The organism is Spiroplasma endosymbiont of Sarcophaga variegata (assembly GCF_965178695.1).
Classification (GTDB): Bacteria; Bacillota_I; Bacilli_A; order Mycoplasmatales; family Mycoplasmataceae; genus Spiroplasma; species Spiroplasma poulsonii.
On record NZ_CBCXVU010000002.1, the window covers coordinates 1,281,146 to 1,298,216 of the forward strand.

Here is a 17,071-nt window from a genome sequence, read left to right on the forward strand (position 1 = left end):
ATAAAAAAATACTATTGTTAACAATAGTATTTTTTATTAGGCTTGTCCTAATCATTTTTCTTTTCAAATTTGCATTACAGCATCTTTTCCTTTTGTTTCTAAAAGGTCTTTATATTCAATATAACGTTCTTGACATTCTTTAATTTCTTTTAAAGCTTGGTCTAAACCACTTCATCCGTTAATTTTAACTTCTTTTTTTTGCAATGCTTTATATTGTAAGAAGAAGTTTTCAATTTCATCACGAAGATGTTGTGGAACATCTTCTAATTTTTGAATATGATTAAAACGAGGATCATCAGCAGCAACTGCCATTAATTTAGTATCAATTTCACCATTATCAATCATATTAATTGTTCCTAAAACGCGAACATTAATTTGACACCCGGGCATTGTTGGATATGAAATTAGTGAAATAACATCTAGGGGATCACCATCTCAATCTAAAGTATTTTCAATAAAACCATATTCACCAGGATAAAAATTAGCACCATATAAAACACGATCTAAGATAATACGACCAGTTTTAAGGTCGTATTCATATTTATTACTACTTCCTTTTGGAATTTCAACTATAATTGGTAAAACATTATTTTTACTCATTGTTTTCTTCCTTTCATTAATTTCCTAATTATTAATATAACATAGAAAAAATAATAATGTTATTATTTTCTTTTTTACTTGCTTTTTTTATAATAAATATGAAAAATATATTATTTTTCGGAGGAAAAAATAAATGAAAAAATTATTAACTATTTTAGGAAGTTTAACATTAACTACTATTGGAACGGTTAATATTGTTAGTTGTACGGTAAAACCAAATGACAATAGTAATGATGCAAACGGTATTATGCAAAACGATATGGCAATTTTAACTAAAATTGCCAGCACAGTACCATTGAAGAAGTTACAAAAGTTTTAGTTAATTATTTTAAAAATTATGTGAATGTTGTTGTTGATAAAACTAATGAATTTAAATCAATTTATGATAATTTTCAAGTAAATTATGTTGGGGATGTTAAATCGTTAGATGATATTTTTGTGACTAAATTACGTCAGAACATTAGAGATGATAAAACAATTTCCCTACAATTAAAAGAAGGAATTGCTTTTGATGATACTTGTTATAAACGATTAATGAAAGTAGTATCCTCAACAATTACAGCTGAAAATTCTGGACAAATTCCAAAAAATCTTGATTTAGGAAATTATCAGTCAGCATTATGAGCGGGAGAAGGGTTAATCCCGGTGGATTAACAACTGAAAATTTTGTTAAAGCTTACAAAGAAAGTTTACCAGTTTTCAATGTCGATAAAGAAAATATGATGTTAGCAAAATTAAATGTCAATTTAAATTATATTAGTGTTTATGGTTTACCATTATCAGGAGCATTAATGATTAATAATCAAATTTATGAAAGTAATATTTTAATTAGTAGTCAAGGATTAACAACAAAATTAACTAATTTTGGAAAAATTATTGTTGCTTTTCATAATTATTATAATATTGATATTCGGAAACGAAAATGTGAAAACACTTGGAACAATGTAATTAGCAATTCTAGTGTTTTTCATGTCAAAGATGTCTTATCGGATTTAAAAGATAACATTAGTAGTAAAAATAAAATCTTGAAAAAATTATTAGCTAATTTTAAGAAAAGTGAAATAGCACAGGGAAGGGATTAGTTGACCTTAACTTATTTAATATTTATAATTTAATTGACAATACTTCAACAAGGGTTGGAACTAGTGGTTATACGAAAGGCAAAATTATTTTTGATGTTTCTAATGGTTCATTATGTTTAGCATTTTCTTTTGGAATAACAAGAATGGATTCAATTTTCTATGGGGCATATGGCGCTAATAATGGGCAAGCATCTAATCATCTTTGAAATGCATGGCTTTTAATTGACCAATAATTATGAAAAATTGTTTTAATAATTACTTGAATTATTAAATAAATAACTATTTTTATTAAAATATTATAAATAATTTTAAAAAGAAAATCATTTTCTTTTTTTCATTATATAATATCATCATCTTAGTTTAAGCTAAGAAAAGAAAGGTGAAATGAAAATGAAAAAACTACTAAGTTTATTAACTATACTAACGATTAGTACTAGTTCAATGACAACATTAGTTGGAATGACACCAAATGAAACTACGAATGATTCTATTAATTATAATCATTTACAACAAAATAATATTTTACAAAATAATACTAATACTACTACTAATAATCCAAATACTAAAGGAATATATCTTAAACAAATTAAATTATGAGGATTAGGTCAAAAGGGCTTAGCTGGGGATACATAATATAAAGGAGAAATTGGAATTGATATTTTAAACAAAAAAATCATCTTTTTGGGAAATGATGTTCCTTTTCATGTCTATTATAATGGAAAACGATTAAGTCGAAACCACATAACTTATAAAGTAATTAATATTAAAGATGAAAAAAATAAAATGGTTAAACAGATTTATATTAATGGTATGGACAGTATGAAAACTATTATTAAACGAAATAAGTTAGAAGATGGAATACCTTATAAAGAAAACTATTCAATTAGTATGTGATCTGCTGAACCAAACCGCACCGGGATATGACAAAATCAATTAATAAGACAAAAATCAACTAGTCACAGTGTTAAATTAGTGAAAACTGAATTAGATAATTTTATTCTGGCACTTAAAGCAAATGACATAAAATCATCTGCAGCAAATCAAGAATTAGAAGCGTTAAATAAAAAATTAGCGGCTTTGGAACAAGAAAAAAATAAACTATAACAAGAAAAAACAGAGCTTAAAAATAAGTTGGATTCAACTACGCAAGAAAAAACAGACTTAGCAAATAAATTTGCTGAAAAAACTGCAGAGAATGATAAGCTTAAAACAGACTTAGAAAAAGCAAAAGAGGTATTTTCAGATAATTTTAAATAGGTTTATTTGAAGTAATTTAATAAATTATTTTTTAGTGTGCTTAATTTTCCTTAAAATAAAATAAAAACTATAAATATTTTGATTTTTAAAAATTTATAATTGATTTTTTATGATTTTTATTGTATTATTTGACTAATAAGATTTGTTGCACTTCATTTTACATAATTCCTTTCATAAAAGTAAACAAAAAACCTAAATCATCAGTATACCAATAACTATTTGCATTATTACCATCCCAATATTGTTTAAAATGTGTTAATTCTAAACTACCAGCAATAATATTTTTATTTTCATCAATTGTTAAAATCATCCGATAAATTGATTTTCTAGTTAAAATAACATCAGGTTTTCAATCTAATTTTTCCATATTATTAATAATTTCAAAATCAAAAATTATTCTTTCACTACCCAAATTTGGGTCATCATAGTTTGGATTACCACCTTGCTGAATTCGGATATTTTCTTGTACAATAACATCAATATATTTAAGCAAAAAAGAACGAAAATTTTGATAATATTCAGTATATCATTTTAATTTGCCATCATTATCAACAACGGGTAATTCTGGTTCACCGTTTCCATCTCAACGATATACTAAATTATAGTTTCAAATAAAATCTGAATCATTTTTTAAGTGTTGTCATCAAGTGTTTTGATTTTTAATAAAATTATTATCAAAATAAAATTTTGTAAGCAAATATTGACCATTTCTTTTTTCTCCATAAAAATATCATTTATTAGTAGCAGTTAAAAATTCTTTATTAGGTGCCTGTGTTCTAGGAATTTGTATTCAAAACTCATTAATCATTTTAACTAATTGTAAATTATCAATACCCCTTTCTAATTTATTAATAATTTCAACTGTATTAAAATACTTAGCAAAAGAATAAGAAAAATTAGTTAATTCTTTTAAAAATTGTTTTTTATCAACATCATAGAATTTATCAATATTATATTGTTTAGCATAAGTATCTCAATTTTTATATAAATCCATAAATTTATCACTTGGTTTATCAAATGAAATTCCCGTTGAATAACTATCCTTTAAAAAATCTAAGTATCATTTATCATTATAAGTTAATGTTTGTGATGTTTTTAGAGTTTGATTAATAAAGTAATTTGTTTCAGACCAGTTTTCAAAAAAAGTGCTGCGTAAAAACATCGTATTAATAAAATCAGTTTCATTTATACCAGTTTCTGCACTCCGTTTTGTTCTTACTTTTTCTGTTGTTTGTTGTGATTTATGGTTTTGTTGTAATGTCATTGCCCCTAACGAGAAAAAAGAAATCAATAAAATTGGTACAAAAGAAAATAATACTAAAAACTTACGCATTATTCTCTACCAACTTATTTTTACGATGTTCTTTTATTAATTTAATAATTTTATTAAATAAATAACCATAAAAATAATGAATTATTAAAATATCTCATAGTATAATAAATCACAAACCATAAAATATAAAACCATTTATACCACTATATTTTTCTTTTAATTCGCTAATCGTTAAAACTGTATCTAAAATACACACAAACGCTAATAAAAAACTAATAATAAAATATAAAATTAAATAAATCCAAGAAATAAACAAACCATTTTGTTTCTTTTCTTTTTTATTTTCTACATTACTTTTCATAAATTTAACTCCTAACTATATAATGTTTTTGAAATAATAAAACCAATAATATATAAACTTGATATTGTTAACATTAACGGATGACTAAATAAAATCGCCATTTTGCCAAAAATAGATAATAATCAAGTATCAGAATTATATAAATCCATAATAATATTTTTTGCTGATGTTAATTGATTTATAATCACCGTAATAAAACCAGTACCAAAAATAGCAATTGCAGCAACTAATAAAACTAATCTAATCATTAATCTGTTTCCTTTCACTGACCATTTTTATTAGCCCTATGTGCTTTTTTAACACCACGTACTGTTGAAGCATACAATTTTGATGTACTGTTTTTAACAGTTGAACCTAATTCGTTATATTGCGTTCTTGTTCCGTGAATCGCATAAATTGATAATTTAATAACCATAAAAAAGATTAAAAAATAAGCAATCGTTATATTTGTCATTGGTAATTTAGTATTTCAAATAACATCAAAAACAAATAAAAAAGTATCAAAAATAAAACTAAAAATCTTATTTCAATTATCGTTATTAACGCTTTCACTTAATAAATTACTCATTTTTTATCTTTCCTTTCCCTTTTTTTGCTTTTAAATTTTCTTTCAAAATATCAATATCAAACAATTCTAAGCGTTGTTTATTGTTTAATTTTGATATATCTTTTCAAAAGTATTCTTTTTTATTAATAACTTCATCATTTTTTAAATCACGAACAAAACTTAATCAATGACTATCATATTTCTGTGCAAATTCTAATGGAATAATTATTTTAAAAAACCGAATTCCTAACCCAACATCCGACTTATGTTTTGCTCGTTTACATTCGGCTGTTCGTTCTACTGATTTTGTTTTTCAAATTTCATAATCTATAATATCTTGAAAAATACCAATTCGCATAATAAAGAAACGATTAAAAAAATTAAATCCTTTTTAGCAATAGGTTTTTTCAATGAAATTGGAATAATAATACCGCTTGCTAATTGTCGAATATTATTTCAAATCATACCCTCACGCTGAGCTGTAAATAAAGCACGATTACCAAAATGTCTTGCTAATACAATTCACGGAATTTTACCACTATGAACTTTTTTAACTTCGTGGGGACTAGTTCCATCAATATATAAAAAACTCTCATCAAATAAAATTAAAATATCATCTGGTGGTACTAATTTGGTTCTATCAGTAAAATCTAAATTATTAAAAGTTAAAAGTTTTATTGCATCATCTTCAATTGGAAAATTACTATAAATTTTCTTCGTTAAAAGTTTCATAACTTGTGATAAAAAAGTTAAAAGTAATGTTTTTCCCGTCCCTAACTTACCAATAATTACTGATAACGGATTATCTCAAATAAAGTAAACTAAACGAAAAACATTTAACTGATAAAATATATTTTTTCAAACTCATCATACAAAATAAACACATTGCAAAGCAAATAATAATCAAAATACTAAACCAGTAAAATTTAAAGAAACTATCCAAAGTAATAAATCAATTAGACTAAACAAAACCATTGAACCACTAATATAACAAAATTTTATTAAAAAAAATGCAAACTTTTTCATTACTTAAAATACCCAATTATTTTAAAAATCATTCACAATAAGAACCAAGTTAAAAACAAAATTACAATTCAAATGCCAATAATAAGAGTTAAATATTCATTTTGAGTTAAATTTCAAGTTGTAATAGTTTCAACATTCGTTTTATCTATAAACAAAAAGACATGAATAAAAAACTCTTTTAATTTTTCTCAATCATTTTGCATATTTAAAAACTCCACATTTTCTGAATAAGTTTAAAAAACATTCCAAAAAATAAAATGATAAATAACACAAACGATATAACATATAAAAATTCAGGTGCATTTGAGCCAATAATATAACTAACAAATTGAACTCAATAATTATATAAACTCATTATCTAATTCTTCTAAATCGCGAATTAATTGTTCTACTTTTTCATCATTTCAATTTATTAAATTATTATTGTTATTTGTTTTTACTTTTTTAGGTTCATTTTGAAATAATGTTTTATGCATACGCGTAAAATAGTTTTGTTTATATTGATTATACAAATCAATTATTTCTGTTCCAGTTAAAAATTTTCAATCATGTTGTTTTAAATTTTCATCATATTTTACAATACGATAAGAATTATCATAAATCAAACCGATTGCTACTTGTTCTGAGTGTTTTTGACTAGGATAAATAAACTTATTACTCAACCAAAAACCAATATGACGATTGTGATTAGGTAAATTTATAAAACTTGCTTTATCTGTTTCAAAAGGGATAAGTTCCTTAGAAATAAAATAATTTGCTATATTTTGATTTTTCTTAACAAAATTACTCAATTTTATCAACCCCTAACTAATATAAATATTTGTTTAATTAAACAATGTTATATTTAATGTTTATATACTGCTTATTTACTGATAAAAACAAACAATGTTATACATAATGTTTATATATTGCTTATTTAATGTTTAATAAACAATGTTATTAACAATGTTAAATATATAAAATAATAAAAATTGGCACACTGAAAAATACTATTAAGTTTTAAAGTAATAGTTATATAAAATAAATTAATAAAAAATAAATAAATAAACTAGTGTGCCTTAGTTTTTGTTAAAATACTTTGAATATAGAGTAATATACTTTTAAAATCCTTTAACCATATGACGGAAAAAGTTTAATATCTTAATAATAATAAATAATCCAAATGGAATTAAAATAATTCATGCATCACCTAAAAAGGTCATTAATTGTGGTAATACAGCATAAATTGCTTCTTTAACTTTCATCATTGCTTGCCCTAAACCACTTCAAATAGAACCCATTCCATCTGAAATAGTAGGTTTATCACCAACTGCTAAAAAATTAATTGCTGTTGTTAAATACATACCCAACATTATTTTTTATCCTCCTTATTTTCAATTTCTTTTTTATCTTTTTTCTTTCCTCGAATTTGGCGAATTTTTTGATAAATTGATAAACCAATTCAAGCAAAAATACCTAATATAATAACAACACTAAAAATTGTCGTTAATCAAACTGGCATAACTTATTCCTCCTAAAAATCTAATTTTCTCGGCACGCTTCGCGTGTTCGCTACGCTCAAAATAAACTATATTGAATAAATTACCGCTAATAAATTACGCGGATAATTTATTCATCTTCTTTTTCATTACTAATTACAATATTATTTACCGTGTAAATTGTAAATGCCAAATCATAAAAAGTTAACTATTAATTTAGTTAACTTTTTTAAGTTAATTATAGGAGGTTGAAATTATGCAAACAAAGCAATATTTAATTTTGCGGTCATTAGTGAAAAAGTATGGTAAAGATATTGTTATTAATACTGTCAATAAGATTGTAAAAGATATTGAAATTAAAAAGTAAAAGAATAAATTATTCCGCGTAATTTATTAGCGGATAATTTATTCAATAATGTTTTTTAAGTGGAGCAAAGCGACAACGAGCGGAGCGAGTTTGCAAATTTCAATTTTTTAATTTATTGAAAGGAGATATATTATGCCAGTTTGATTAACGACAATATTTAGTGTTGTTATTATATTAGGTATTTTTGCGTGAATTGGTTTATCAATTTATCAGAAAATTCGCCAAATTCGAGGTAAGAAAAAAGATAAAAAAGAAATTGAAAACAAGGAGGATAAAAAATAATGTTAGGGATGTATTTAACAACAGCAATTAATTTTTTAGCAGCAGATACGCCACCTACTATTTCAGATGGAATGGGTTCTATTTGAAGTGGATTAGGGCAAGCGATGATGAAAGTTAAAGAAGCAATTTATGCTGTATTACCACAATTAATGACTTTTTTAGGTGATGCGTGAATTATTTTAATTCCATTTGGTATTTTTGTTATTGTTAAAATATTAAACTTTTTCCGTGTTATGGTCAAAGGATTTTAGTAATAAGAAACTAAGGCACACTAGTTTATTTATTTTTTATTAATTTATTTTGTATAACTATTATTTTAAAACTTAATAGTATTTTTCAGTGTGCCAATTTTCTTTAATTTTGTCGAAAACTCTTGATATTTATAAAATATACCTAAAATTAGGTATATTTTTAATATATAGAGGTAAATAAATGATGAAAAAAATAATTACAGAATTAATAAATAGCTTAACAGATGATCAATTTTTAGAATTTTATGAAAAAATAAAACAACAAGCAGACTTAATTAAAAAACAAAAACGTTTAAATGAAATTGATCAAAAATTTAGAGATAAAGGCATTATATGTCCTAATTGCAAATCTTTTCATTGTGTTAAAAATGGTCATAATTCCGAAGGAAAACAAAAATATTTATGTAAAAAATGTCGTGCTAGTTTTGATGCATTTCGTCATCATTTTACTTATTGAAGTCATTTAAATTATGAACAGTGAAATTTATTAATTCAAATTTCATTGTTAGGACAATCTAGTAAAATAATTTCTCGTTTTATTAAAACAACCCCAAAAACCGCTTGATATAATCGACAAAAATTAATGCAATCAAAACAATTAGAAAATACACAGTTAAAATTTAAAAAATTAAATGGTCAAATCCAAATGGATGAAACATTTATTAAAGAAATTCATAAAGGCAATTTTAAAGATAAATTTGATAAACGAAAAACTCATCTCGATCCATTTTCAACTGATACCAAATGCTGTATTCAAATGGCAGTTGATAGCAATAATAATATTTTTGTTCAATCCACCAATACCAAAAGATTACAAAAACAATGGATTATTGAAAATATGAATAAGCAACTAATTAAAGAAAAATCAATAATTATTTCTGATATGCAACCACTATATTTATTAGTAGCAAAACAAACAAATTCTACTCTATATTCCACCAAAACTAGTACAAACCCTGATACTAGTTATCAAAAGTTAAATAAGATTAGTAAATTACAATCCAGTCTTAAAGAAGCCTTAATTCATTATCATGGTTTGGGTTTCACTAATATTCAAAATTATTTAAAGCTCTGAAAATGAAAATACCAACACAAAGGTTTAACACCAAACCAACAATCAACGGTATTATATTTTAACGTTTAAAAAATTTAAAGCAAAATCATAATCTTACACAAAATTAGTTTTCAAATTGTCATATTGATGATTTTTTTTATTTCATCAAGAGTTTTCGACAAAATTAAAGCTTTTTTATTGTATTTCATGATTAATATGTTAATATAATTATAACTTTTTATGATTTAGTTTTACAGTATACACCGTATTAATAACATTATCTTTTCCATACTTAGTTACTAAGGACCGTAAAATAAAATAATTTTTTCTTTCCATTAAAAAATCAACTCCTTTCTGAGTTGATTTGTTGCACTTCACTTACACGATGCCATGATAAAATTGCAAAATTAGACGCAGAAAATAAACGTTTAATTAAGAAAAGTCGTGAAGAATTTAATCATTTAGTTACTGCCATAAACGATTTAAAAGATGGTGTAGTTAAGCTTGAAGAAGAAAATGATGGTCTTAAAACAGCAAATGATAAGTTGCTAAAAGATAAAAAAGAATTAGAGCAGAAAGTAAAAGAATTACAAGGTTAATTAAATTAGTTTGTCAAGAAATTAAAATTATTAGTTTAATTGATAGGTTTAAAATAACATAGAATAATTTATTAGTAAAATTAATGAAAGGAAAGAAGGAAATGAAAAAACGGGTAGTAATTTTAGGCATTATTAATTTTGCTAGTTGCACTATTTTAGGAGGAACTATTATAGCGTCAAATGACGCTTTAAATAAGGATTGAAATTTCTTAATAAACAAAACTAACGAAACTCCAAATGACATTATTCAAGAGGAGTTTGAATTAAAGACACCAATAACTAAAGTTGCTGGTTTTTACTATTCTTATTCGGATGAAAATACATTAATATGAACAAAAAAATACCTAAAGCAAAAAAATATACAACCTTTATATTAACTGGATTAGGTGAGCGTTCGGAAGGATGAGCGGAAGGAAGTAGTTTTAAAACACAAACAAGTAAGGCATGAGTAAATTTAATTGTCAATGATACTAATGGTGCACCATTACGTGGGATTCCATTAACAAATGGAACAGAATTAAATAATAAAAATATAGGTGGCACTTGATATACTAATGATAAAAAAACATATGCTACTGCATATGGTGAATTATTTTTAGATTTTAAATTTATTAATAATACAATTAATGCTAAACTTAGAGCGAAGGCTACTGCTTTTAATCCAACTTTTTTAGGATGAACTAAAACACAAACAAAATTTAAATTTAAAATTATGGTTATTTAATTTTATAAATACAAGCATAATAAAATTATTAAATTAAATGGTGTAAAATTAGTTTTACACCATTTTTATTTTAAAATTTGGTATATTTTTAAAAATAATTTATAATTATAAAGGGTGATAAAATGCAAACCAAAGCAAAAAGATTATTCTGTTTAGATACAAAAAAAGTGGCAGCAACGGCAATTATTATTGCCCTATATGTTCTGTTATCATGACTAAGTAAAATATTAAACTTAGCAGTTTTTCCTGTTGCGCCGTTTTTAAAAATAGAATTAACTGATTTTTTGATGTTATGGGCTGTACGGTTAGTTGGAATTATTTATGCCAGTCTTTTAACAATTAGTGTTAGTTGATTACGAATAGCTTATTTAGGTGACGGGCCAATTGATGTTTTTGCTTTAATGTTAGCTGATTTAATTTTTTTAATTGTGTTTTGATTAGGCGATGTTTTTCTTCGAAAAGGAATTAATCGTTTAATTAAAAACAAAACTTCAAAAAAGACAGAATATTTAATCACAACAAGCAACGTTATTTTAGCAATTATAGCTGTTTCATTTTTAATGACTTTGTTTAATTGATTGTTTATTTATGATATGTATGCGCGCTTTTTAAATTATACGCCAGAAGCAATTCAATGATTTAAAAGTATTTTAGTTCCGGTGATAATTTCATTTAATTTATTGAAATTTACAATTAATGGGGCAATTTTTATTGCAATTTATCGTGTTATTATTCATTTAGAAAAACAATTTGGTATTGTAAACATAAGTTCAAAGCAAAAAGAACCACTCTATGATTTTGATATTTTTGATGAAATTTATTTTTAAAAAGCAAACTTATTTTATTGAAAATAATCTTTAATGTATGTTATGATTTCTATGGTATGCCCACGTAGCTCAGTAGGATAGAGCATGCGCCTTCTAAGCGTAGGGTCGTGAGTTCGAATCTCTCCGTGGGCGCCATTTAATTTGCAATAAAAAATACCTTATTTAATAATTTAAATAAGGTTTTATTTTTTCTAAAATTGTTATAATGATATTACAAAATAATTAACAATATGAGGAGGAGTTATTAAATGTCAACATCATTAAATTATTACGATGAATTAATTAATGAAATTGAAGAATTAATTGATAATAGTAATTATAATGACGCACTAACAAAGCTTAAAACCGAGTTAACAATGCCCTATATTCCTCAAAATATCGAAAAGAAGTTAGAAACATTATTAAAAGAAGTTAATGCTAAAATGCTTGAACAACAACCAAATCCTAATTCCGTTTGAACCCTTGCAAAAATTAGTGAAATTTTAACAAATCCAACGGATGAAGAAACTCAATTATTAGCCTTTCATTATTTGAAGGATCAAAATTTGCGTAAAATTTTACCAGTAATTCGTAAATACCTTGTTAATAAAAAGGTTTCTAATTTTGCTAAAATTTATTTATTATATTTATTAAAAGAACAAGAAATCAACAAAGTTTTTCAGGTTCAAAAAACAAATGGGTTTTTTAAATTAAATCCGCAGGAAATGACCCCATATCAAGAAGAAGAGCAAGTTAAGTTAGTGCTACAATTATTAGACCAATGAGTTTATAACGATAATCCTAGTTTATATCATACTTGTTTATATTTATTAGAAACATATTATTATGATTTATATCCGCACTTTATTGTTAACAATGAAATTGAAGCGTTAGCGGTTGCGATTATTTATCAGGGCCAAGTAATGTATAATGAAAAAATTACCATTAAAGTATTAGCAGAACAATTTGATGTTGCATTACCAATTGTCCAAAAATATTTATTATCCTTAAATAATAAGACTTTATAGGCTAAATATCGCAACAAAACAACTAAAAATAAAAGAAAAATAATAAAAAAACTATTTTAAATCATTCTTTTTGTTATAATGATTTATGTGAAAAATAGTTAGGTAAGGAGTAAAATATGAAATTTAAAGCAGAAAAAATTCAAGATAAAGGAATCGGAAAATGATATGTAACGATTGATGGAACAGAATGAACAGATTATGTTAAAAAAGCAGAAACGAAAGCAGCAAATGAGTTAGAAATTCCTGGTTTTCGAAAAGGAAAAGTTCCAGCTGATTTATTAAAAAAACATTTAACAGAAGCAAAGATTTTAGATGCCGCGCATCATATGGTTGTTAATAAAGCTTATCAGTTTGCTTTTGACGAAAAATCAGAGATTGAACCATTTTCTTCACCAACACCAAGTGTTAAAAAAATTACTTGAACAGAATACATTTTAGAATTAGAATTTGATTTGAAACCAGAAGTTAAAATTAATAAATATACTGGGTTTAAACATGACCACTTAAAAAAAGAAGAGATTGAAGTTAAAAAAGAAGAGATTGAAAATAACATTGATCAATTACGTAACCGTTTTGCAATTTTTAAACCAAAAACAACTTCAATTACAACAGGAGATACTGTTATTTTTGATTTTGAAGGATTTGTTGATGATAAACCATTTAAAGGAGGAAAAGCGACTGATTTTACCTTGGAAATTGGTAGTAATCAATTTATTCCAGGTTTTGAAGAAGCAATGATTGGGTTAAAAACAGGAGATCAAAAAGATATTAATGTTACTTTTCCTGCCGATTATCAAGTTGAAGAATTGAGATCAGCTCCTGCAGTTTTTAAGTTAAATATTAAAGAAATAAAAGCAAAAGAGTTACCAGAATTAAATGATGAATTAGCAAAAGATATTAATTTAAAGGGAATTGATACTTTAGCTAAATTAGAAGAATATGTTAAAAATAATATTAAAGAACAATTAGTAAAACAAGAATATGATCATTTTATTGGGCACTTATTCCGTTTAATTGCTGAAGATTCAGAAATTGCATTACCAGAATCAATCATCCGGAAAGAAGCTAATCAATTGAAACATGAGTTTGAACAAAAGCTACAAGCACAACAAATGGATATGAAAACTTACAAAAAACGAACAGGAATGTCTGAAGAAGATATTTTTGAAGAATTATTTAAAGATGCTAAAAATCGTTTAGAAAATGGGGTTATTGTTGACGCCGTTGTCCAAGCGGAAAAAATTGTTGCAACCACCGAAGAATGTGAAACACAATATGAAAAATTAGGTAAACAATTTGGGATTGATGCAAAAACATTAAAAGAAACAAAATTAGTATCAGAACAACAAGTAAAAGACCAAGTAATTCATGATAAAGTATTTGCTTTTTTATATGATAATAACGGTGAATAAAATAAAACTAACATTTGTTAGTTTTATTTTATTAAAGGGATATATGCTTCATAACCAGCATTTGTCATCTCTGATAAGGGAATAAAACGTAATGCAGCAGAGTTAATACAATAACGGAACTCACCATCAGCTTGCGGACCGTCATTAAAACGATGCCCTAAATGAATCTTTGTTTTGTTAGTACGAACTTCTGTTTGTGTCATTCCGAAGGAATGATCTACTTTTTCTTGGAGTAAAGTTTTATCAATTGGTTTGGTAAAACTGGGTCAACCACAGCCAGCACCATATTGATTAGAAGAAACAAATAAGGGTTCTCCTGACAGAATATCAACATAAATCCCTTTTTCGTGATTATTTCAGTATTTATTTTGAAAAGGTGGTTCGGTCGCATTTTCTTGCGTTACTTCATATTCTAATGGTGTTAAATCAGTAATGTTTAAGGTTGTTCAAGGTTTTTTCATGGTAATCCTTCTTTCTTTGATTAGAATAATCTTATCATTATAAAAAATAAAAGCTTAAAACTTTAATCTTTTTAAGGATAGGCATCGTGTAAGTGAAGTGCAACAAATCAACTCAGAAAGGAGTTGATTTTTTAATAGAAAGAAAACATTATTTTATTTTACGGTCCTTAGTAACTAAGTGTTGAAAAGATAATGTTATTAATACGGTAAATAATATTGTAATTAATAATGAAAAAGAAGATGAATAAATTATCCGCATAATTTATTAGCGGTAATTTATTCAATATAGTTTATTTTGAGCGTAGCGAACACGCGAAGCGTGCCGCGAAAATTAGATTTTTAGGAGGAATAAGTTATGCCAGTTTGATTAACGACAATTTTTAGTGTTGTTATTATATTAGGTATTTTTGCGTGAATTGGTTTATCAATTTATCAAAAAATTCGCCAAATTCGAGGAAAGAAAAAAGATAAAAAAGAAATTGAAAATAAGGAGGATAAAAAATAATGTTAGGTATGTATTTAACAACAGCAATTAATTTTTTAGCAGTTGGTGATAAACCTACTATTTCAGATGTAATGGGTTCTATTTGAAGTGGTTTAGGGCAAGCAATGATGAAAGTTAAAGAAGCAATTTATGCTGTATTACCACAATTAATGACCTTTTTAGGTGATGCGTGAATTATTTTAATTCCATTTGGTATTTTTGTTATCATTAAGATTTTAAACTTTTTCCGTGTTATGGTTAAAGGATTTTAATATTTATTATTATTGATCATATATCTTAGCTATGGCACACTAGCTTTTATGTGAGTTGATTAAATAATTTTGTTGTTTATTTTTGTATTACACACTGTCTATAAGTTATTATTGAAATTATTAGTAATGAAATAATTGTTTTAAAGTAGGATTTAATAAAAATAAGAATATTTTTATTAAGGGTCATATTAATAGTAGTTTTGGAATATAAATTTTTATAATATTCTTTATAAATATATCTACTTTCTTTTTAAAATTTGTAGGCAGTGTGTAGTGCAAAAATATCAATTTAATTATAAATGATTAATTTTATATTTTAATAACTATTATCTTTAATTTTGTCGAAAACTCTTGATGAAATAAAAAAAATCATCAATATGACAATTTGAAAACTAATTTTGTGTAAGATTATGATTTTGCTTTAAATTTTTTAAACGTTAAAATATAATACCGTTGATTGTTGGTTTGGTGTTAAACCTTTGTGTTGGTATTTTCATTTTCAGAGCTTTAAATAATTTTGAATATTAGTGAAACCCAAACCATGATAATGAATTAAGGCTTCTTTAAGACTGGATTGTAATTTACTAATCTTATTTAACTTTTGATAACTAGTATCAGGGTTTGTACTAGTTTTGGTGGAATATAGAGTAGAATTTGTTTGTTTTGCTACTAATAAATATAGTGGTTGCATATCAGAAATAATTATTGATTTTTCTTTAATTAGTTGCTTATTCATATTTTCAATAATCCATTGTTTTTGTAATCTTTTGGTATTGGTGGATTGAACAAAAATATTATTATTGCTATCAACTGCCATTTGAATACAGCATTTGGTATCAGTTGAAAATGGATCGAGATGAGTTTTTCGTTTATCAAATTTATCTTTAAAATTGCCTTTATGAATTTCTTTAATAAATGTTTCATCCATTTGGATTTGACCATTTAATTTTTTAAATTTTAACTGTGTATTTTCTAATTGTTTTGATTGCATTAATTTTTGTCGATTATATCAAGCGGTTTTTGGGGTTGTTTTAATAAAACGAGAAATTATTTTACTAGATTGTCCTAACAATGAAATTTGAATTAATAAATTTCACTGTTCATAATTTAAATGACTTCAATAAGTAAAATGATGACGAAATGCATCAAAACTAGCACGACATTTTTTACATAAATATTTTTGTTTTCCTTCGGAATTATGACCATTTTTAACACAATGAAAAGATTTGCAATTAGGACATATAATGCCTTTATCTCTAAATTTTTGATCAATTTCATTTAAACGTTTTTGTTTTTTAATTAAGTCTGCTTGTTGTTTTATTTTTTCATAAAATTCTAAAAATTGATCATCTGTTAAGCTATTTATTAATTCTGTAATTATTTTTTTCATCATTTATTTACCTCTATATATTAAAAATATACCTAATTTTAGGTATATTTTATAAATATCAAGAGTTTTCGACAAAATTAAAGACTATTATTAAAAATTAAATAGTATTTTTCAGTGTGTCAATTTTTATTATTTTATATATTTAACATTGTTAATAACATTGTTTATTAAACATTAAATAAAAAATATATAGCATTATGTATAACATTGTTAATAATCAGTGTTTTTATCAATAAGTAAACAATATATAAACATTAAATATAACATTGTTTATTAAATAAATATTTAGTTAGGAGCTTTAATTTTGTCGAAAACTC

The 17,071-nt window shown here is 24.8% G+C and carries 27 protein-coding genes, 1 tRNA gene and 3 pseudogenes; 19 read left to right on the forward strand and 12 right to left on the reverse strand.

Going from position 1 to position 17,071, the window contains the following annotated elements:
* Nucleotides 1-36: 36 nt before the first annotated feature.
* Nucleotides 37-600, reverse strand: coding sequence for an inorganic diphosphatase (locus tag ACOBME_RS08560; RefSeq protein ID WP_127092690.1), 564 nt, complete (start codon nucleotides 598-600; stop codon nucleotides 37-39).
* 133 nt (nucleotides 601-733) lie between these two features.
* On the opposite strand from ACOBME_RS08560, the gene ACOBME_RS08565 reads away from it, so the two are divergent.
* From ACOBME_RS08565 to ACOBME_RS08590, 6 genes are all read left to right on the forward strand, one after another.
* On the forward strand, nucleotides 734-919 hold the full coding sequence (locus ACOBME_RS08565) for a lipoprotein (RefSeq protein WP_419334958.1): 186 nt from the start codon (nucleotides 734-736) through the stop codon (nucleotides 917-919).
* Between the two features lie 20 nt (nucleotides 920-939).
* Nucleotides 940-1,254: a hypothetical protein gene (locus tag ACOBME_RS08570; protein WP_338965723.1), complete on the forward strand. Its 315-nt coding sequence runs from the start codon at nucleotides 940-942 to the stop codon at nucleotides 1,252-1,254.
* Nucleotides 1,221-1,682 carry a hypothetical protein gene (locus tag ACOBME_RS08575; RefSeq protein ID WP_338965726.1) on the forward strand — a complete coding sequence of 154 codons (462 nt, stop codon included), beginning with the start codon at nucleotides 1,221-1,223 and terminating at the stop codon, nucleotides 1,680-1,682. Before ACOBME_RS08570 ends, ACOBME_RS08575 begins: the two co-directional genes overlap by 34 nt.
* Nucleotides 1,683-2,072: 390 nt before the next feature.
* A complete protein-coding gene (locus ACOBME_RS08580) occupies nucleotides 2,073-2,315 on the forward strand; it encodes a hypothetical protein (protein ID WP_419334960.1) in 243 nt (80 codons plus the stop codon).
* 48 nt (nucleotides 2,316-2,363) lie between these two features.
* A complete protein-coding gene (locus ACOBME_RS08585) occupies nucleotides 2,364-2,786 on the forward strand; it encodes a hypothetical protein (RefSeq protein WP_338965731.1) in 423 nt (140 codons plus the stop codon).
* 27 nt (nucleotides 2,787-2,813) lie between these two features.
* Complete coding sequence (locus ACOBME_RS08590) at nucleotides 2,814-2,939, forward strand: hypothetical protein (protein ID WP_338965734.1); 126 nt, start codon at nucleotides 2,814-2,816, stop codon at nucleotides 2,937-2,939.
* 169 nt (nucleotides 2,940-3,108) lie between these two features.
* Here ACOBME_RS08590 and ACOBME_RS08595 read toward each other — a convergent pair.
* The 9 genes and pseudogenes from ACOBME_RS08595 to ACOBME_RS08635 all read right to left on the reverse strand — a co-directional run.
* Nucleotides 3,109-4,272 (reverse strand): annotated as a pseudogene (locus tag ACOBME_RS08595) (spiroplasma phage ORF1-like family protein); the annotation flags it as partial.
* Nucleotides 4,265-4,573 (reverse strand): hypothetical protein, encoded by a 309-nt coding sequence (locus ACOBME_RS08600; protein WP_419334962.1) that lies wholly within the window; start codon nucleotides 4,571-4,573, stop codon nucleotides 4,265-4,267. The pseudogene ACOBME_RS08595 and the gene ACOBME_RS08600, both read right to left, overlap by 8 nt.
* 11 nt (nucleotides 4,574-4,584) lie before the next feature.
* On the reverse strand, nucleotides 4,585-4,821 hold the full coding sequence (locus ACOBME_RS08605) for a hypothetical protein (RefSeq protein WP_338963850.1): 237 nt from the start codon (nucleotides 4,819-4,821) through the stop codon (nucleotides 4,585-4,587).
* A 4-nt stretch (nucleotides 4,822-4,825) separates the two neighbouring features.
* Nucleotides 4,826-5,141 (reverse strand): annotated as a pseudogene (locus tag ACOBME_RS08610) (hypothetical protein); the annotation flags it as partial.
* Nucleotides 5,134-6,146: pseudogene (locus ACOBME_RS08615) on the reverse strand (hypothetical protein). The pseudogenes ACOBME_RS08615 and ACOBME_RS08610, both read right to left, overlap by 8 nt.
* Complete coding sequence (locus ACOBME_RS08620) at nucleotides 6,146-6,349, reverse strand: DUF2649 family protein (RefSeq protein WP_419334964.1); 204 nt, start codon at nucleotides 6,347-6,349, stop codon at nucleotides 6,146-6,148. The pseudogene ACOBME_RS08615 and the gene ACOBME_RS08620 overlap by 1 nt, the downstream one beginning before the upstream one ends.
* Before the next feature lie 138 nt (nucleotides 6,350-6,487).
* Entirely contained in the window at nucleotides 6,488-6,937 is a 450-nt protein-coding gene (locus tag ACOBME_RS08625) for a DUF3627 domain-containing protein (protein ID WP_419334966.1), read from the reverse strand.
* Nucleotides 6,938-7,246: 309 nt separating this feature from the next.
* Nucleotides 7,247-7,498: a hypothetical protein gene (locus ACOBME_RS08630; protein ID WP_338963863.1), complete on the reverse strand. Its 252-nt coding sequence runs from the start codon at nucleotides 7,496-7,498 to the stop codon at nucleotides 7,247-7,249.
* The gene (locus tag ACOBME_RS08635; RefSeq protein WP_004027793.1) at nucleotides 7,498-7,647 is read right to left on the reverse strand and encodes a hypothetical protein; all 150 of its coding nucleotides are present in this window, start codon (nucleotides 7,645-7,647) and stop codon (nucleotides 7,498-7,500) included. The genes ACOBME_RS08630 and ACOBME_RS08635 overlap by 1 nt, the downstream gene beginning before the upstream one ends.
* Nucleotides 7,648-8,123: 476 nt before the next feature.
* Between ACOBME_RS08635 and ACOBME_RS08640 the strand changes: the two genes are divergently transcribed.
* From ACOBME_RS08640 to tig, 10 genes are all read left to right on the forward strand, one after another.
* Nucleotides 8,124-8,273 (forward strand): hypothetical protein, encoded by a 150-nt coding sequence (locus tag ACOBME_RS08640; protein ID WP_004027793.1) that lies wholly within the window; start codon nucleotides 8,124-8,126, stop codon nucleotides 8,271-8,273.
* Complete coding sequence (locus ACOBME_RS08645; RefSeq protein ID WP_126821078.1) at nucleotides 8,273-8,524, forward strand: hypothetical protein; 252 nt, start codon at nucleotides 8,273-8,275, stop codon at nucleotides 8,522-8,524. Before ACOBME_RS08640 ends, ACOBME_RS08645 begins: the two co-directional genes overlap by 1 nt.
* 181 nt (nucleotides 8,525-8,705) lie before the next feature.
* Entirely contained in the window at nucleotides 8,706-9,668 is a 963-nt protein-coding gene (locus ACOBME_RS08650; protein ID WP_338963247.1) for an IS1/IS1595 family N-terminal zinc-binding domain-containing protein, read from the forward strand.
* 269 nt (nucleotides 9,669-9,937) lie between these two features.
* The gene (locus tag ACOBME_RS08655) at nucleotides 9,938-10,177 is read left to right on the forward strand and encodes a hypothetical protein (protein WP_419334969.1); all 240 of its coding nucleotides are present in this window, start codon (nucleotides 9,938-9,940) and stop codon (nucleotides 10,175-10,177) included.
* A 101-nt stretch (nucleotides 10,178-10,278) separates the two neighbouring features.
* Nucleotides 10,279-10,554: a hypothetical protein gene (locus tag ACOBME_RS08660; RefSeq protein ID WP_419334971.1), complete on the forward strand. Its 276-nt coding sequence runs from the start codon at nucleotides 10,279-10,281 to the stop codon at nucleotides 10,552-10,554.
* Nucleotides 10,506-10,901: a hypothetical protein gene (locus ACOBME_RS08665; protein WP_127092688.1), complete on the forward strand. Its 396-nt coding sequence runs from the start codon at nucleotides 10,506-10,508 to the stop codon at nucleotides 10,899-10,901. The genes ACOBME_RS08660 and ACOBME_RS08665 overlap by 49 nt, the downstream gene beginning before the upstream one ends.
* 122 nt (nucleotides 10,902-11,023) lie before the next feature.
* Nucleotides 11,024-11,728, forward strand: a complete 705-nt coding sequence (locus ACOBME_RS08670; RefSeq protein WP_338965746.1) for an ECF transporter S component — start codon at nucleotides 11,024-11,026, stop codon at nucleotides 11,726-11,728.
* A gap of 58 nt (nucleotides 11,729-11,786) precedes the next feature.
* Nucleotides 11,787-11,863 (forward strand) — tRNA-Arg (locus ACOBME_RS08675).
* A gap of 113 nt (nucleotides 11,864-11,976) precedes the next feature.
* Nucleotides 11,977-12,735: a DUF3196 family protein gene (locus ACOBME_RS08680; protein ID WP_338965750.1), complete on the forward strand. Its 759-nt coding sequence runs from the start codon at nucleotides 11,977-11,979 to the stop codon at nucleotides 12,733-12,735.
* 116 nt (nucleotides 12,736-12,851) lie between these two features.
* The gene (gene tig / locus ACOBME_RS08685; RefSeq protein WP_338965753.1) at nucleotides 12,852-14,147 is read left to right on the forward strand and encodes a trigger factor; all 1,296 of its coding nucleotides are present in this window, start codon (nucleotides 12,852-12,854) and stop codon (nucleotides 14,145-14,147) included.
* A gap of 23 nt (nucleotides 14,148-14,170) precedes the next feature.
* Here tig and msrB read toward each other — a convergent pair whose 3' ends face one another.
* Nucleotides 14,171-14,608 carry a peptide-methionine (R)-S-oxide reductase MsrB gene (gene msrB, locus ACOBME_RS08690; RefSeq protein ID WP_338965755.1) on the reverse strand — a complete coding sequence of 146 codons (438 nt, stop codon included), beginning with the start codon at nucleotides 14,606-14,608 and terminating at the stop codon, nucleotides 14,171-14,173.
* 92 nt (nucleotides 14,609-14,700) lie between these two features.
* On the opposite strand from msrB, the gene ACOBME_RS08695 reads away from it, so the two are divergent.
* From ACOBME_RS08695 to ACOBME_RS08705, 3 genes are all read left to right on the forward strand, one after another.
* Nucleotides 14,701-14,856 (forward strand): hypothetical protein, encoded by a 156-nt coding sequence (locus ACOBME_RS08695; protein WP_419334975.1) that lies wholly within the window; start codon nucleotides 14,701-14,703, stop codon nucleotides 14,854-14,856.
* Between the two features lie 107 nt (nucleotides 14,857-14,963).
* Nucleotides 14,964-15,113, forward strand: a complete 150-nt coding sequence (locus ACOBME_RS08700; RefSeq protein ID WP_004027793.1) for a hypothetical protein — start codon at nucleotides 14,964-14,966, stop codon at nucleotides 15,111-15,113.
* Nucleotides 15,113-15,364, forward strand: a complete 252-nt coding sequence (locus ACOBME_RS08705; RefSeq protein ID WP_338965757.1) for a hypothetical protein — start codon at nucleotides 15,113-15,115, stop codon at nucleotides 15,362-15,364. The genes ACOBME_RS08700 and ACOBME_RS08705 overlap by 1 nt, the downstream gene beginning before the upstream one ends.
* Before the next feature lie 430 nt (nucleotides 15,365-15,794).
* On the opposite strand, the gene ACOBME_RS08710 is transcribed toward ACOBME_RS08705, so the two are convergent.
* Nucleotides 15,795-16,757, reverse strand: a complete 963-nt coding sequence (locus tag ACOBME_RS08710; protein ID WP_338963247.1) for an IS1/IS1595 family N-terminal zinc-binding domain-containing protein — start codon at nucleotides 16,755-16,757, stop codon at nucleotides 15,795-15,797.
* Between the last annotated feature and the right edge of the window lie 314 nt (nucleotides 16,758-17,071).